The sequence below is a fragment of the Nocardia sp. NPDC059764 genome, assembly GCF_042732555.1.
GTDB lineage: Bacteria > Actinomycetota > Actinomycetes > Mycobacteriales > Mycobacteriaceae > Nocardia.
The window spans coordinates 1-15933 of sequence record NZ_JBHWHH010000170.1 but is presented as its reverse complement, the minus strand read 5'-3'; the positions used below and the strand labels follow the sequence as shown (position 1 = coordinate 15933).

At 71.5% G+C, this 15933-nt stretch carries 7 protein-coding genes; 2 read left to right on the top strand and 5 right to left on the bottom strand.

Going from position 1 to position 15933, the window contains the following annotated elements; all coding sequences use genetic code 11:
* Window positions 1–12: 12 nt before the first annotated feature.
* Together ACFV4K_RS28550 and ACFV4K_RS28545 are read right to left on the bottom strand one after the other, a co-directional pair.
* Window positions 13–447, bottom strand: coding sequence for a TIGR03667 family PPOX class F420-dependent oxidoreductase (locus ACFV4K_RS28550; protein WP_379279072.1), 435 nt, complete (start codon window positions 445–447; stop codon window positions 13–15).
* A gap of 75 nt (window positions 448–522) precedes the next feature.
* Window positions 523–3849 carry a BTAD domain-containing putative transcriptional regulator gene (locus tag ACFV4K_RS28545; protein WP_379279071.1) on the bottom strand — a complete coding sequence of 1109 codons (3327 nt, stop codon included), beginning with the start codon at window positions 3847–3849 and terminating at the stop codon, window positions 523–525.
* Window positions 3850–4286: 437 nt separating this feature from the next.
* Here ACFV4K_RS28545 and ACFV4K_RS28540 point away from each other — a divergent pair, with 437 nt between their 5' ends.
* A complete protein-coding gene (locus ACFV4K_RS28540; protein ID WP_379279069.1) occupies window positions 4287–6338 on the top strand; it encodes a BTAD domain-containing putative transcriptional regulator in 2052 nt (683 codons plus the stop codon).
* A gap of 47 nt (window positions 6339–6385) precedes the next feature.
* Window positions 6386–7876 carry an FAD-binding oxidoreductase gene (locus ACFV4K_RS28535; RefSeq protein WP_379279068.1) on the top strand — a complete coding sequence of 497 codons (1491 nt, stop codon included), beginning with the start codon at window positions 6386–6388 and terminating at the stop codon, window positions 7874–7876.
* Window positions 7877–7924: 48 nt separating this feature from the next.
* Here the strand turns inward: ACFV4K_RS28535 and ACFV4K_RS28530 are convergent, their stop codons facing one another.
* The 3 genes from ACFV4K_RS28530 to ACFV4K_RS28520 all read right to left on the bottom strand — a co-directional run.
* Window positions 7925–8143 carry a hypothetical protein gene (locus ACFV4K_RS28530; RefSeq protein WP_379279066.1) on the bottom strand — a complete coding sequence of 73 codons (219 nt, stop codon included), beginning with the start codon at window positions 8141–8143 and terminating at the stop codon, window positions 7925–7927.
* Window positions 8140–9729: an acyl-CoA carboxylase subunit beta gene (locus ACFV4K_RS28525; RefSeq protein WP_379279065.1), complete on the bottom strand. Its 1590-nt coding sequence runs from the start codon at window positions 9727–9729 to the stop codon at window positions 8140–8142. The genes ACFV4K_RS28530 and ACFV4K_RS28525 overlap by 4 nt, the downstream gene beginning before the upstream one ends.
* Window positions 9729–15933, bottom strand: a 6205-nt coding sequence (locus tag ACFV4K_RS28520) for a thioester reductase domain-containing protein (RefSeq protein ID WP_379279063.1), incomplete at its 5' end; no start/stop codon positions are given. The genes ACFV4K_RS28525 and ACFV4K_RS28520, both read right to left, overlap by 1 nt.

The following is a 15933-nucleotide window of genomic DNA, read 5'->3' as shown; positions in this document are numbered from 1 at the left end:
CTGTGAGGAAGCTCAGAAGCCGCGCAGGCGGTCCGGGGTGATGCGGACCGGGACGGAGTAGTCGGCGAAGAACTCGTCGCGGGTCATGCCGATCTCGACCAGGCCCTTGGCGTACTTCTCGACGTAGGCGTCGAGCTCGGCGGGGGCCGGGTCGGTGGTGTCGACGCGGGCGGGGCCGTTGAAGACCACGACCTGGCCGCCGCTGGCGGTGCTGTTGAGGTTCAGCGACACCCGCGGGTCGGCGGCGATATTGCGGAGCTTGGGGGTGCCGGGCTGGGTGAAGATCAGGAACTCACCGTTGGCCCACTGGAACCAGACCGGGTTGGGTTGCGGCGTACCGCTGGGGCTCACGGTGGTCAGCCAGACGATGCCATCCTCCGCCAGACGTTTGGTGACCAGGGCACCGAATTCGGTGTCGGTGTCGATGAGCGGCGAGGAAGCGGACATGCGGTCTCCTTGCGAGGTGTGGGTCGGTTCGATCCATGACGGTCAACGCCCCACTGTCCGTGGGCATTCCGCGTTTCAGACGATCTTTTCGGGCCACAGTCCGGTGCCGTCGCCGAGCAGCATGGCCTCGGCCACCGCTTCGTCGATGACCTGCCGGGTCTGCCGGTCGGTGGTGATGCGGGCGAACTCGGCCACCGAGACGCGATGGCCGGTGTCGGTGATGGCGCCCTCGCGGTCGAATTCGGCGGCGAACCGTTCGGGGCCGAGCGCGGTGCGGGCCCGGGCGGTGATGCGGTCGACGTCCATGCGCTCACCGCTGGCCAGGGGCGCGCCGGTGGAGGCCCGGGCCTTGGTCGCCGCGCCGAGCAGGCGGGCGGCCCGCTCGTAGTCCTCGATCATCACCGCGGCCCCGGCCAGTCCCTCGACGGCCAGGGCCACGGCCCGGATGTCACCGGCGACGGAGGCTGCCGACAGGCTCTCGGTGTGCAGGGTGCGGGCGGCGTCGGCGTCGCCGCGCAGTTCGGCGATGAAGCCGAGTTCGGCCAGCACCAGCGCGACCCCGTTGTGGGCCTCGATGGCGGCGAGCCAGCCCAGCCACCGGTTGAGGTGCTTCTCGGCGTCCTCCAACCGGCCCTGCCGCCGCGCGCTCAGGCCCAGCCCGATCTCGGCGAACCCCTCTCCCAGCCGGTTGGCGTGGCTCACCGCGAGCCGCATGGCCCGGTGATGGAGTTCGTCCGCGGTCCGGAATTCGCCGCGCAGCAGGGCGATTCGACCCAACAGCGCGAGTTTGTGGGAGGTCTCGGTCCAGAGCCCGAGTTCCTCCACGATCTGCAGTCCCTCGTAGTGCAGGTCGTTGGCCTCGTCGTAGCGGCCCTCGAATTCGGCGAGCACCGCCAGCGCCTCGATGGCCTTGAGCCGGCCCCAGCGGTCGCCGACCTCATCGAAGATGGCCGCGCTCATCTGCGCGTGGTCGCGGACGGTGGCGAGGTCGCTACGGGCGGTGTTCTGGGCGGCGCGCAGGCTCAGCGAGGCCGCGATGCCCCAGTTGTCGTCGAGGGTCCGGAAGGCGGCCAGTGCCCGGCCGACCCGGTCCTGGCTCTCGGGCAGCGCGCCGGAATACCACTGGGCGTAGCCGAGAAACCATTCGCTGCGCGCGAGCGCCCGCAGTTCGGTGTCGCTCTCGTCGCCGTCGAGGGCGGGTGAGGGGCTGACCAGCTGCCCGGCCTCCCCGATGAGCAGGGCCATGCCGGCCCGCCAGCGCAGGATGGTCGCGCGTTCGACCGGGCGCAGCTGCCCGGCCATGGCGCTGACCGCGGACAGGTAGCGGTGCGCCTCGATGAGCCGTCCGCGCAGGAAGCCGAACCAGATCAGCGAGTTGACCAGTCGCATGGCGAGCCGGGCATTGCGGCACACGATGGCGAAGTCGGCGGCCTTCCGGATATTGGGCGACTCCACGTCGAGCTGTTCGAGCCAGCGGCGCTGGTCGGGCCCGTGCAGTTCGGCGCTGGCGTGTTCGCCGCGGTCGGCGTAGTGCATGGCGTGCCGCAGCCGCAGTTCCAGCAGGGTGCCGGTGTCCTCGAGGTATTCGACGCAGTAGGCCGCGATCGATTCCAGCAGCCGGTAGCGGGGGCCGTGCCGCGATTCCTGCATGACCACCAGGGACTGGTCGACCAGCCGGGTGAGCACGGCGAGGATCTCACCGTCCTCGCCGGGATCGCGGATGAGGGCGCGGGTGGCCGCGAGCGAGCAGTCCTCGGCGTGAACGGCCAGCCAGCACAACACATTCCGTTCGACGCGCGACAGCGGCGCCCAGCTCCAGTCGATGGCGGCGCGCAGCGTGCGGTGCCGGTCCGGGGAGTCCCGGAAGCCGCCTTCGAGGACCTGGAAGCGCCGGTCGAGCTGGACGAGCAGTTCGTGCACCCCGAGTACACGGACCTTGGTCGCGGCGAGTTCGATGGCGAGCGGAATGCCGTCGAGGCGACGGCAGATGGCGATGATGTCGTGGATATTGGATGCGTCGACCCGCAGGCCGGGCGCCCGGGCGGCGAAGAGCTGGACCGCGCTGGCGGTGGCGAGCGATTCGGGTCCGGTGGTGTCGGCGGGCGGCAGATCCAGGGGTTCGACGGCGCTGATCCGTTCGCCGCGGACGGCCAGGGGCGCGCGGCTGGTCGCCAGGATCCGGCAGTTCGCCGATTCGGCGAGGATCGCTTCCACCAGGTGGGCCGCCGCCTCGACGACGTGCTCGCAGTTGTCGAGCACCAGCAGGGCGCGGCGCGCCCGCAGGAACGCCACCACCCGGTCCACCGAGTTGAGGCCCGACAGCGACTTGCCGCCCGATCCGGGTGGCGCGTTGACGTCTACGGTCAGCACCGACAGCACCGCGTCCGCCAGCACTTCCGGCCCGTGCGAGCGGTCCAGGGCGTCGAATTCGACCAGCCAGATGCCGTCCACGAAGCTGTCGACCAGACTGTGCGCCACCGCCAGGGCGAGCCGGGACTTCCCGACGCCGCCGGGGCCCACCAGGGTGACGAGCCGATCCGAGGCGATGTCGGCCCGCACCTCGTGCACCGCCGCGTCCCGCCCGATCAGCGCGTTGGGCGGGGAGGGCAGGTTGTGCCCGAAGGTGCGGCCCGCCACCAGAACCGGTTCGGGTTGCAGGTCGGCGCGCTGTTCGAGGATGGCGCGGTGCAGGTCGACGAGTTCGCGGCTGGGGTCGGCGCCGCGGGTCTCGGCGAGCAGGGCGCGCAGTTCGTTGAAGCTGTCGAGGGCGTCGGCGGCGCGGCCGGAGCGGTAGAGCGCGCGCATCTGGATGGACCGCAGGCGTTCCCGCAGCGGGTGTTCGCGGACCAGTTCGTTGATCTCGGCGATGAGCGTGCGGTGTTCGCCGAGTTCGAGGCGGGCTTCGACGAGTTCGCTGCGGGCGGCGATGCGGGTCTCGTTCAGTGAGGCGGAGCTCTCCTCGCCGAAGGGCAGGTCGATGAAGTCGGCGAAAGCGGGTCCGCGCCACAGCGCGAGCGCCTCGCGCAGCAGGTCGGCCCGTACCCGCAGGTCGGTCGAATGCTGGGCGCGCGCAACGATGTCCAGGAATCGGGTGGAGTCCAGCCGGTGCGGTTCGACCCGGAACAGATAACCGGCGGGGGTGGTGACGATATGTTCTCGGCCGCCCGGCTCGGCCTGTTCGAGGGCCCGGCGAAGCTGAGAAACCTTGGTGTGCAACGATCGGGTCGGATTGGTGGGCGTGGATGCGGGCCACAGGTCCTCGATCAGCCGGTCGGTGGAGACCGGGACCCCGACATGGGCGATGAGATCGGCGAGCAGCGCCCGCACCAGCGACTCCGGTATCGACACCGGGTCGCCCAGATCCGTAGCGACCTCCAACGACCCCAATACCGCGAACTGCACGACTCGATCCTATCTAATTCACTTTTCAATCACGTGATCGGAAACCCTCACGGCCCCTGCGGAAGTGGGCCCGAAGCGAACCCGAAGGGCCTTCCGACAGAATGGTCCCGAACGATCGACCAAGGCCACGACGGCGAGGGAAGGGATCGCCGCCAGGGCCCGATTGTTCATGTCGTGCGTGTCACGATCGGCGTTAATCCGCGCCGGTCAGGTCTGGCCGCTCGGGCCTGGGGAGGACGCCGGGGCCGAGACCGACACCGCACCAGCGCCTCCATTGCCGTAGGCGCTCGGACAACAGGGTTCCGCCAGTGTCCCAGGACCCCTGCCGCTCCGCCGCGCATCCCCGCCGACCGCCGAAATTGGTTGGCGCCGTGCGCGTCCGGAAACCGGACGTCCGTGATTCAGCACCGTCAGGGACCAAAGTACCAGGGGATATCGTGTTGTTCAGCCTTCTCGGACCGCTCGAGGTCCGGCACCAGAACCAGCCATTGCGACTCGGTGGCGTGAAACAGCGGGCAACCCTCGCGTACCTACTTCTGCATCCCAATACCGTCGTCCCGGCCAGCCGACTGCTCGGCGCCCTGTGGCCCACCGAAACCATGCCCACCTCGGCCCGCAAGATCCTGCACAACGCGGTGTGGTCGCTACGAAATCTGTTCCCGGAGGACAACAGTGGACCGATCGCGCTGATCCGGCGCCCGCCGGGGTACGTGCTCGAGGTCGACACCGACCTCATCGACCTGCATCGCTTCTATCGCCTGGCCGACAGCGGACGCGCCGCGGCCCTGGCCGAGGACCTGGACACCGCCGCCGCTCGCCTGACCGAATCGCTGTCGCTGTGGCGCGGTTCGCCGCTGTCCGATCTCACCGAGCACGGGGTCGACTGGCCCGAGCTCGCCGCCGCCGCGGACGCCCGGATGTCGGTGTCGGAGGACCTGTTCGAGATCGAGCTGGCGCGCGGCAACCACGCCCGGGTGGTGGACGCGCTCAGCGCGCTGGCCGATTCCGGGCAACTGCGGGAACGCTCCTGCGGGCAGCTCATGCTGGCGCTGTACCGTGGCCGCCGCCCCTCGGACGCGCTGGCCGTCTACACCGCCTGGCGCAATGCCCTGATCGAGAACTACGGGCTGGAACCGGGTTCGGAGCTGCAGACGTTGCAGCAGGCCATCCTGAACCAGAGCCCGTCGCTGCTGCTGCCGGACACCGAACCGGTGCGGCCCGCGCCGGTGGTGGTCGCCCCGGCCGACCGGGTGACCCGCTCCACGGTGCTGTCGGTCCGGATCGAGGCGGGTGGGCCGGACGCGTCCGAGGACAACCCGACCATGGGCGAACGCTATCTTCCGGCGATCCGGGCGACCGCGGAGTCATTGGGCGGCACGGTGGTCGGCGTCATCGGCTCCACGGTGATGACGGCGTTCCCGGAGCCGTGCGAGGTGGCCGAGGTGGTGGCCGCCGCGATTCGGCCGCACGAGTGGATCACCGGGGCGCGCACCGAGTTCGGGTCGCGGCTGGAGCCGCGGTTCCGGGCCGCGGTCGTGACCGGTGAGGCCGAAGGCCGTGTCCCCCGGGCGTATTCCGATCTGCGCACCTCGAGCCGGTACGCCGACCTGTTCGACGCATGCGACCGGCTGTTGCTCGACGCGCCCACCGGCTCGGTGACCGTGTGCGATCGCACCCGTCGCGAGTCCGAGACCGAGATCCGATATCGGCAGCGCCCGACCGGGCACTGGTACGCGGCGGGCCTGGAGGTCGCGAACGATTCCGATGCCGAGACCGATCCGGATGTGCGGATGCTGCTGGGTCTGCGCGAGCGGGTCCAGCATCGGGCGGCCTCGCATCTGGTGGCGGTGGTGGCTCCGGCCGCGACCAGTGCCCGGCGGGTGGCGCGCGCGTTCCGCTCCACCGTGCGCGCGCGGTGCGATGCCGAGCTGATCCTGTGCGCCCGTTTCGGTGACGGGGATCGACTCGACACCCATCGCGCGATGCTGGCCGCCGCGTGCGGTTTCCAGGTGGGTGACGCGCCCGCGAGCATCGCGGCGCGGCTGGCCGAGGCGGCGGGTCATCCGCTGCGTCCGCCGGTGGCGGCGCGCAAGCTGGCCGAGGCCCTGTACCCGCTGGCCACCGGAACCCAGTCCGAGGATCCGGCGCAGATCCGGCAGATGCTCACCGCCTGGACCGAATTGCTGTGCGCCAAGGCGGGTCTGGGTCCGATGACCCTGATCTTCGAGGACGCCCATCTGGCCGACCACGCCAATCTGGACTTCCTCGAGACCCTGCTCGACAGCGCCGAGTGCGCGCCGCTGCTGGTGGTGCTCACCGGTGAGGGTTCGCTGGCGCACGGCCGTTTCGCGCGCATCGCGGGCACCCGCGAGTCCACACTCATCACCTCCGATCTGCGGCCCGGTCGCCGGCCCGCGCAGCGGCGGCGTCCGGCCGCGCTGCTCACCACCACCGCCGACCGGCATCCGGCGGCCTTCGCCGCCAGCTGATCCGACCTGCCCTCCGCGGCAACCACATTCGACGAGGAAGTGACCTGATGACCGAATCGCTGTTGATCCGCCCGGACGACGCGCGCTATCGCGGGCTGATCTCCGGTTCCAATACCCGATGGGTGGGCACACCCGACTACATCCGCCTGGCACTGAACACCGAGCAGGTCGTCGAGGCCCTGCAGCAGGCGGTCGACGACGAGCTGCGCGTGGTGGTGCGCAGCGGCGGCCACTGCGACGAGGACTTCACCGCCCATGGCAAGGTGCGGGCCGTCATCGACGTATCCGCCTTGGACGCCGTGTATTTCGACGCGCAGATGGGCGCGTTCTCGGTCGGAGCCGGCGCGACCCTGGGCCGGGTCTATTCGACGCTCTACAAGCGCTGGGGCGTCACCCTGCCCGGCGGCACCTGCCCGACGGTCGGCGCGGGCGGGCATGTGGCCGGCGGCGGCTACGGCGCGCTGTCGCGGCTGCACGGGCTGATCGTGGATCACCTGTACGCCATCGAGGTGGTGGTGGTGGATTCCGACGGCCGGGTGCGTCCGGTCGTCGCGACCCGGGCGGCCGACGACCCCCACCGCGACCTGTGGTGGGCGCACACCGGTGCGGGCGGCGGCAATTTCGGCATCGTGACCCGCTACTGGTTCCGCTCCCCCGAGGCCACCGGTGACGACCCGGCGCGCCTGCTGCCCGCCCCGCCCGCCGAGCTCATCGTCTCCGATGTCTCGTGGTCGTGGGACGAGCTGGACGAGGCCGGATTCGCCCGCCTGGTCAGCAATTTCGGGGCCTGGCACGAACGCCACTCGGGTCCGGAGTCCGCGCACCTGAGCCTGTTCAGCCAGCTCAAGCTCCAGCACCGGTCGGCGGGTTCGTTCCGGATGAGCACCCAGATCGACGCCGACGAGCCCGGCGCCGAACAGACCATGGACGCGTTCCTGGCCGCGATGGCCGAGGGCACGGGCGCGACCTATACGGTCAACGACCGCAGCCGGGTGCCGTGGTTCTATGCGGTGAAGGAGTGGTTCGGCTTCGTGGAGGCCGCGGTGGCGCGCTGGAAGGTGAAGTCCACCTATATGCGCCGGTCGCTGCCCGAGCCGCAGCTGGACGCGCTGTACCGGCAGCTGACCCGCGAGGACTACCCGCACCCGTTCGCCATGGTGGCCCTGGTCAGCTATGGCGGCCGGATCAATGCGGTGGAGTCGCAAGTGACCGCTGCCGCGCAACGGGATTCGATCATCAAGATGCTGTACGTGACCCTGTGGACGGATCCGTCGGAGGACGAGCGGCACGATCGCTGGATTCGCGAATGCTATGCCGACGTGTACGCGGCGACCGGTGGCGTGCCGGTGCCGGGTGAGGTGACCGACGGCTGCTTCATCAACTACGCCGACGCCGATCTGGCCGACCCGGCCCTGAACGACTCGGGCGTGCCGTGGCACCGCCTGTACTTCAAGGACAACTACCCGGCCTTGCAGGCCGCGAAGGCGAAATGGGATCCGCGCGAGGTGTTCTCGCACGGTCTGTCCATCCGGGCATGAGAAAAGGTCCCGAGGGGCGGCCACGCTGCCGCTCATCGGGACCCCGGGTCAGCGGGACTGACCCCGATGCCGCCACGAGATGGGCGGCTGCTGTGCGGGCGCGGGCAGGGTCCAGGCCGCCGCCCGGACCGCCGCTTTCCGCCGCGCCGGTGGGGTGACGGCGGTCAGGGCCAGGACCAGGGCGACGAGTTCGTCGTCGCCCGGTCGGCCCGATTCCACCGCCAGCACCCCGGTCTCGTCCGCGAGTGCCCTCGTCCCGCCGCTCATGCGGGCGGGTTCCCGTGCTTGCGGGCCGGGATGGGCGCGTGTTTGGCGGCGAGCATGGCCAGGCTGTCGATGAGCACGGCGCGGGTGTCGGCGGGGTCGATGACATCGTCGACCAGGCCGCGTTCGGCGGCGTAATAGGGATGCATCAGCTCCTGCTGGTATTCCTTGATCCGTTGCGCCCGAACCAGTTCCGGTTCGGGCGCGGAGCCGATCTCGCGCCGGAAGATCACCTGCGCGGCTCCCTCCGCGCCCATGACGGCGACCTCGTTGGAGGGCCAGGCGAAGGACAGGTCCGCGCCGATGGATCGGGAGTCCATGACGATGTACGCGCCGCCGAAGGCCTTGCGCAGGATCACCTGCACCCGCGGGACCGTGGCGTTGCAGTAGGCGTAGAGCAGTTTCGCGCCGTGCCGGATGATGCCCGCGTGTTCCTGACCGGTGCCGGGCAGGAAGCCGGGCACGTCGACCAGGGTGACGATGGGGATGTTGAACGCGTCGCAGGTCTGCACGAAACGCGCGGCCTTCTCGGAGGCTTCGATGTCGAGCACGCCGGCCAGCACGCACGGCTGGTTGGCGACGATGCCGACCACCTCGCCGCCGAGGCGGGCGAAGACGCAGAGGATATTGCGGGCCCAGTGCGCGTGCACCTCGAAATACTCGCCGTCGTCGACGATCTCCTCGATGACGGCGCGCATGTCGTAGGCCTGGGTGGAGTCGGCGGGCACCAGGTCGGCGAGCGCGTCGTTGCGCCGGTCGGGTGCGTCGGCGGTCTCCACGGCGGGCGGGCGTTCGCGATAGTTGGCGGGCAGCAGCGAGATCAGGTAGCGCACCTCTTCGAGGCACTCCTCCTCGGTGTCGTACACGAATCCCGCGACGCCCGAACCGGAGCCGTGCACGTCGGCGCCGCCGAGTTCGTCGTGGGACACCTGCTCACCGGTGACGGTGCGCACCACATCCGGTCCGGTGACGTACATCTGGGAGATGCCGCGCACCATGAAGACGAAGTCGGTGAGGGCGGGCGAGTAGGCCGCGCCGCCCGCGCACGGGCCGAGCATCACGCTGATCTGCGGGATGACGCCGGAGGCGCGGACGTGGCGGCGGAAGATGCCGCCGTATCCGGCCAGCGCGGTCACGCCCTCGTGGATGCGCGCGCCGGCGCCGTCATTGAGGCCGACCAGCGGCGCGCCCGCGGCCTCGGCCAGGTCCATGAGCTTGTGGATCTTCTCCGCGTGCGCCTCGCCGAGCGAGCCGCCGAAGATCCGGAAGTCGTGGCCGTAGGCGAAGACGGTGCGGCCGTGCACCTTTCCCCAGCCGGTGACCACGCCGTCGGTGTGCGGTTTGCGGTCGGCCATGCCGAAGGCGGTGGCCCGGTGCCGGCGCAGCTGGTCGACCTCGCGGAAGGTGCCCGGATCGAACAGCAGCTCCAGCCGCTCGCGCACGGTGAGCTTCCCGATCGAGTGCTGCCGTTCGGTGGCGCTCGACGGGATACCGTGCACGGCTTTGTGTTTGACGCCGTGCATTTCCTCGACCCGGGATCGCAGCCGCGCGGGCGCGATGGTGACGGGCCGTTCGACGAGTTCGGTCATCAGTGCTCACTCCGTTCCGGCGCCGGGAAATGGCCCGACTCGATGAAGAATTGGACGTAGGTGCGGAAGAGGTCGCCGGACACCGGCGGGCATACGATGCCGGTGCCGGTCAGCATGGCCTCGGTCGCGGACACGTCGATGGCCGGGTAGAAGGCCGCGGTGTCGCCGATCATGGCCTCGAAGGCGTCCAGCAGCGGGACCAGAGCGTTGTCGGTGTTCGCGCCGATCTCGGCGAGCCAGTCGGCCCGGTCGCGGTCCTCGATCGGATAACCCATGGCCCGCAGCCGCTCGACCAGTTCGGGCAGTGCGACCCGAAGTGGGTTGTGCAGGTGGAAGGTTCGCTCGGCGGCGTCCGGATTCGCGGCCAGGGCGACTATGGCGGCGCTGACGTAGTCGACCGGGGCCAGGTGGAAGTAGCCGTCGCCGACCGGCGGCACGGCCCGCGCCTGGATGATGCCCTTGAGGGTGAGCCAGACGAAGTCGCGGGTCTGGCAGGCGCCGTGGCGCTGGTCGCCGGAGATCACGTCGACGCGGTACACCGAGACCGGCAGACCGCGGTCGCGGGCCAGTCCGATGGTCTGCTCGGCCACCCATTTGGTGCGCAGGTAGCCGCTGGGCAGCACCTCGGGCGGACCGGTCGGGTCGTCCACGGCCAGCGGCGCGCCGTCCGCGGGTGCGCCGGGGAAGACGCCGACGGTGGACACGTAGTGCACCGGGACCGTCCGGTGGCGGGCGGCCAGGCGCAGGATCTCCTCGGTGCCACCGACATTGGCGTCGCGCAGCAGCGGGTAGGGCTGGAGCCAGTGCACGGTCGCGCCCGCGTGGAACACCACGTCGACCAGCTTCGCGAGGTCGTCGAAGTCGTTCTCGGACAGGCCGAGTCGCGGGGCCGCGAGGTCGCCGACGATGACCCGGACCCGGTTCAGGTCCACCTCGCCCGACACCCGGTAGAACTCCAGGTTGGCGATCAGCCGCTCGGTCGCGGCGGCCTCGTCCGCGCCACGGATCACGCAGTGCACCACGGCCTCGGTGGTCGCCATGAGGTCGCGCAGCATGAACGCGCCGAGGAATCCCGAAGCGCCGGTGAGCAATACGTGGTCGGGGTCGCTGGCGACGCGGACGACGGTGTCCGCGGGCCGGATGTCGTCGGCCAGGCGCACTTCGGCGGCGAAGTCGATGGCCCCGGTCGCGCCGTCGCCGGATTCGGCGAGGATGAACGCCGCCAGCGCCTCGGGGGTCGGGTGGTCGTAGGCGACGGTGGCGGGCAGCCGGGTTCCGAACGCGACCTGCAGCCGGTTGCGGAATTCGACGGTGGCCAGCGAATCGAAGCCCGCCTCGCTGAATTCCCGGGTGCTGTCGAGGGCTTCGGCGCCCTGGTGGCCGAGGACGGCGGCGGCCTCGCGCAGCACGAGGTCGAGCACCAGGGCGTGCTGTTCGGCCGGGGTGCGTCCGCGCAGCAGTTCGGTGATCGAGACGGCGGCCTCGGCATTGCCCGCCACCGCGCGCTGGGTGGGCAGCAGGCCCGAGAGCAGCCGGGTCGGCCGGGCCCGGATGGCGGACAGTTCCAGTGGGGTGGCCACGACCAGGGTCCGTTCCGATCCGGTGGCCGCGTCGAGCAGGGCCAGACCGGATTCGGCGGGCAGGGCCGGGAAGCCGCCGCGCGCGATGCGCTGCTTGTCGGCGTCGTCGAGGTGGCCGCTGATGCCGCCCTCCTGTTCCCACAGGCCCCAGGCGATGGAGGTGGCGGGCAGGCCGAGTCCGGCGCGGTGGGCGGCGAGCGCGTCGAGGAAGACATTGGCCGCGGCGTAGTTGCCCTGGCCCGGGCCGCCGATGATCCCGGCGACCGAGGAGAAGAGCACGAACGCGGTGAGTTCGCGATCGAGGGTGAGTTCGTGCAGCAGCCAGGCGGCGTCGGCCTTGGGGCGCAGGACCGCGGCCAGGCGGTCCGGGTCGAGATCGCGCAGCAGGCCGTCGTCGGTGGCGCCCGCGGTGTGGACGACCGCGGTCACCGGATGCGCGTCGAGCACGGCGGCCAGGGCGTCGCGGTCGGCGGCATCGCAGGCGACGATGTCGACCCGTGCGCCGGCAGCCGTCAGTTCGGCCCGAAGTGTCTCCGCCCCCGGGCTTTCCAGTCCGCGGCGGCTGAGCAGCACGAGCCGGTCGACGCCGCGCTCGGTGACCAGGTGGCGGGCGAGCATCGCGCCCAGCGAGCCGGTGCCGCCGGTGATCAACACGCACTCCCCCGCCCAGTGGGCCGGGGCGGGCAGGGCGACGCGGTGCAGTCGCGGCACGAAGACGCGGCCCTCACGAATCACGACCTGGGGTTCCCCGGCCGTGACGACCGCGGACAGGGCGGCTGCCGAGGCCGGGTCGTCGTCGAGGTCGGCCAGCACGATGCGGCCGGGCAGTTCCGACTGGGCCGAGCGCAGCAGACCCCACGCGCTCGCGGCGGCGGCGTCGGTGGCCCCGGATCCCATGGCCCGCTCGGTCACCACGACCAGCGGTGCGGCGGTGCGGTCCTCGACGGCGATCCACCGCTGCACGAGAGTCAGTGCGCGGCGGGTGAGTTCGTGCGCGCCGAGTACCGGATCGCCGGTCGGCGCGGTGCCGATCGGGGCCAGGACGGCGTCGACCGGCTTGTCCGCGGTGACGGCCTCGGCCAGGTCCGCGAACAGGGTGGTCTCCCCCACCTCGGGCAACTGCTCCGTGCCGGCGACCGCGCCCCAGCGGATGGCGCGACCGCTGACAGCGGCGGGCATCCAGTCCACGGTGAAGGACATCTCGTCGATATCCGGCCGCGCCGCAACCGATTCCGCCGGTACGGTCAGCGCGCGCAGGGTGGCGACGGCCACGCCCGCCCGGTCGGCGAGCAGCAGCGTGGTCGAGCCGTCGCCGCCGGTGCGGGCCAGCACCCGCAGGGCGGTCGCACCGGTGGAGAACAGCCGGACGTCCCGCAGCTCGCGCACGGTCCCGGGGGCGACGGCGGCCAGCGCGGCGTGCAGCAGCACCGGGTGCACCCCGAAAGCGGCTGCGTCGGCCACGAATTCGTCCGGCAGCGCGACCTCGGCGTGGGTCTCGTCGCCGGTCGCCACCGGCGGCCATTCGGTGAGCTCGAAATCCGGTGCGCCGATGCGCAATCGGACGGTGCCGCGGGCATGCGGGATCCACGGTCCCGAGGAGCCCGAGGCCCGGGAGTGGATCGACACCGTGCGGTCGCCATTGTCCAGCTGACCGCCGACACGGGCCTGGATATGCAGGTCGGCCCCGGCGGGCATGGTCAGCGGAGTGCGAACGGTCAAGGCGGACAGTTCGGTACAGCCGAGTTCGTCCGCGGCGCGGGTGGCGAGTTCCACCAGGAGGGCGGCGGGGACGGGCGCGCCCGGTTCGATCCAGCGCTGCTTCCGGGACAGGCGGCCGGTGGCGACGACACCGTCGGCGGCGCTGTCGGCCAGGTCGACCGCCACGTCGAGGACGGGGTGGCCGAGGGCTGATCCGGTGCCCGCCCCGATGGCGGTGTCACCCGCCCAGTGCCGGGTGCGCTGGAAAGCATAGGTGGGCAGGCTGATTCGACGCGCTCCCGTGCCCGCGAACACCTGTTCCCAGTCGACGCGCAGGCCGTTGGCGTGCATGGCGGCGACGGCGGCGAGGGCGGTCTCGTCGTCCTCGGCGGTGCGGCGCAGGACGGGGATGGAGACGTGCGGGCGGTCCTGGAGGGTTTCGTCGACCAGGGCGCTGAGGATGGCGTCGGGCCCGATCTCCACGAACTTGGTCACCCCGGCCGCTGCCAGGGCGGTGACGCCCTCGGAGAAGCGGACGGTGCCGCGAATGTGGCGCGGCCAGTACGCGGGATCGGCGTGGTCGCCGGGGGCGGCGAGCGCGCCGGTCACATTGGACACGATGGGCGTGCGGGCGGGCTGGAAGGAGAGTCCGCGGGCCACCGCCTCGAACTCGTCGAGGATCGGGTCCATGTGGTGGGAGTGGAAGGCGTGGCTGACGGCCAGGCGGCGGGAGCGGATCCCGCGCTGTCCCAGGGTCTCCGCGATGGCCTCCAGGTCCTCGGCCGATCCGGCCAGCACCACCGACGCGGGTCCGTTGACGCCCGCGAGGCTCACGCGGTCCGAGAGCTGGTCGCGCACGACGTCCTCGCCCGCGCGCACCGCGAGCATGGCGCCGCGCGGCAGCGAGTTCATGAGGCGGGCCCGCGCCGCGACCAGGGTGGCGGCGTCGGCCAGCGACAGCACGCCCGCCTGCTGGGCGGCGACGAGTTCGCCGACCGAGTGGCCGGTGAGGTAGTCGGCGCGAATGCCCCAGGACGCCACCAGCTTCGCCAGCGCGTATTCGACGGCGAAGAGGGCGGGCTGGGTAACGGCGGTTTCGTCGAGCCGCTCGCCGGAGGTGATCTCGTCGCGCAGCGGTCGGTTCAGCAGCGGGTCCAGGTGGCCGCAGACCTCGTCGAACGCGGCGGCGAAGGCCGGGAAGGCGTCGTAGAGGCGCAGACCCATGCCCGGGCGTTGGGCGCCCTGGCCGGTGAAGACGAAGGCGGTCTTGCCGGTTCGGGTGGCGGTGGGGTCGGCGGTCAGACCGGCGAGCAGTTCCGCGCGGTCGCGGCCGACGGCGACGGTCCGGTGCTCCAGCTGGGTGCGGGTGGTCGCGAGCGAGTACGCGATGTCCAGGTCGTGGGCATCGGTGCGGGCGGCGAAATCCGCCAGCGCGGCCGCCTGCGCCCGGGCCGCGGCCGCCGACTTGCCGGACACCGCCCAGGGCAGCACCGGCAGCCGAACCGGCTGCGGCGCGGCGGATTCCGGCGGCTCCACCGAATCCGGCTGCGATTCACCTACTTCCGGCACTGGAGCCTGTTCGATGACGACGTGGGCGTTGGTGCCGCTGACGCCGAACGAGGACACCGCGGCCCGGCGCGGAGCCCCGGTCTCGGGCCAGGGCTGGGCTTCGTTCAGCAGGCGCACCGTGCCCGACGACCAATCCACGTCCGGGTTGGGCGTTTCCGAGTGCAGGGTCTTGGGCAGCACGCCGTGGCGGATGGCTTCGATCATCTTGATGACACCGCCGACGCCCGCCGCCGCGACCGTGTGGCCGATATTGGATTTCATCGATCCCAGCCACAGCGGCCGCGCCGAGGTGCGTTCCCGGCCGTAGGTGGCCAGCAGCGCCTGGGCCTCGATCGGATCGCCCAGCCGGGTGCCGGTGCCGTGGCCTTCCACGGCGTCCACCTCGGCGGCGGAGAGTCCGGCGTCGGCCAGGGCCGCGCGGATCACGCGTTCCTGGGAGGGGCCGTTGGGCGCGGTGAGCCCGTTGGACGCGCCGTCCTGGTTGACCGCGGACCCGCGCAGGACGGCGAGCACTTCGCGACCGGAGGCGACGGCGTCCGAGAGGCGTTGCAGCGCGAGCAGACCCACGCCCTCCGACCAGCCGGTGCCGTCAGCGCCCGCGCCGTAGGACTTGCAGCGGCCGTCGGCGGACAGGCCGCGCTGCCGCGAGAATTCGATGTAGCCGCCGGGGTGTCCGTAGACGGTGACGCCACCGGCCACCGCCAGGTCGCATTCGCCGCGGCGCAGCGCCTGCGCCGCCAGGTGCACGGCGACCAGCGAGGACGAGCACGCGGTGTCGACGGTGAGGGCGGGCCCCTCGAATCCGAACGTGTAGGCCAGCCGTCCCGAGACCACGCTGCCCAGTCGCCCGGTCATGGTGTAGCCCTCGAGGTCCGGCGGCGCGGCCAGGTCGAGGTAGCTCTGCTCGCCGGCGCCGACGAAGACGCCAGTGCCGCTGCCGCGCAGCGATGTCGGGTCGATGCCCGCGGATTCGAAGAGTTCCCAGGCGGTTTCGAGCACGACCCGCTGCTGGGGGTCCATGCCGAGGGCCTCGCGCGGGGAGATGCCGAACAGTCCGGCGTCGAAATCGGTGGCGTGGTCGATGAATCCGCCGTGGCGGGTGGTCGAGGTGCCGCTGTGCTCGGGGTCGGGATCGTAGAGGGCCGCGACATCCCAGCCGCGGTCGGCGGGCCATTCGGTGATGGCGTCGGTGCCGGTGTCGACCAGGTCCCACAGCTGGGCGGCGGAGTTCACGCCGCCCGGGTAGCGGCAGGCCTGCGCCACGACCGCGATGGGTTCGGCCGACGCCGCTTCGAGTTCGGTGATGCGGCCCTTGGCCTTGGTGAGTTCGGCTGTGGCCCAGCGCAGGTACTCGACC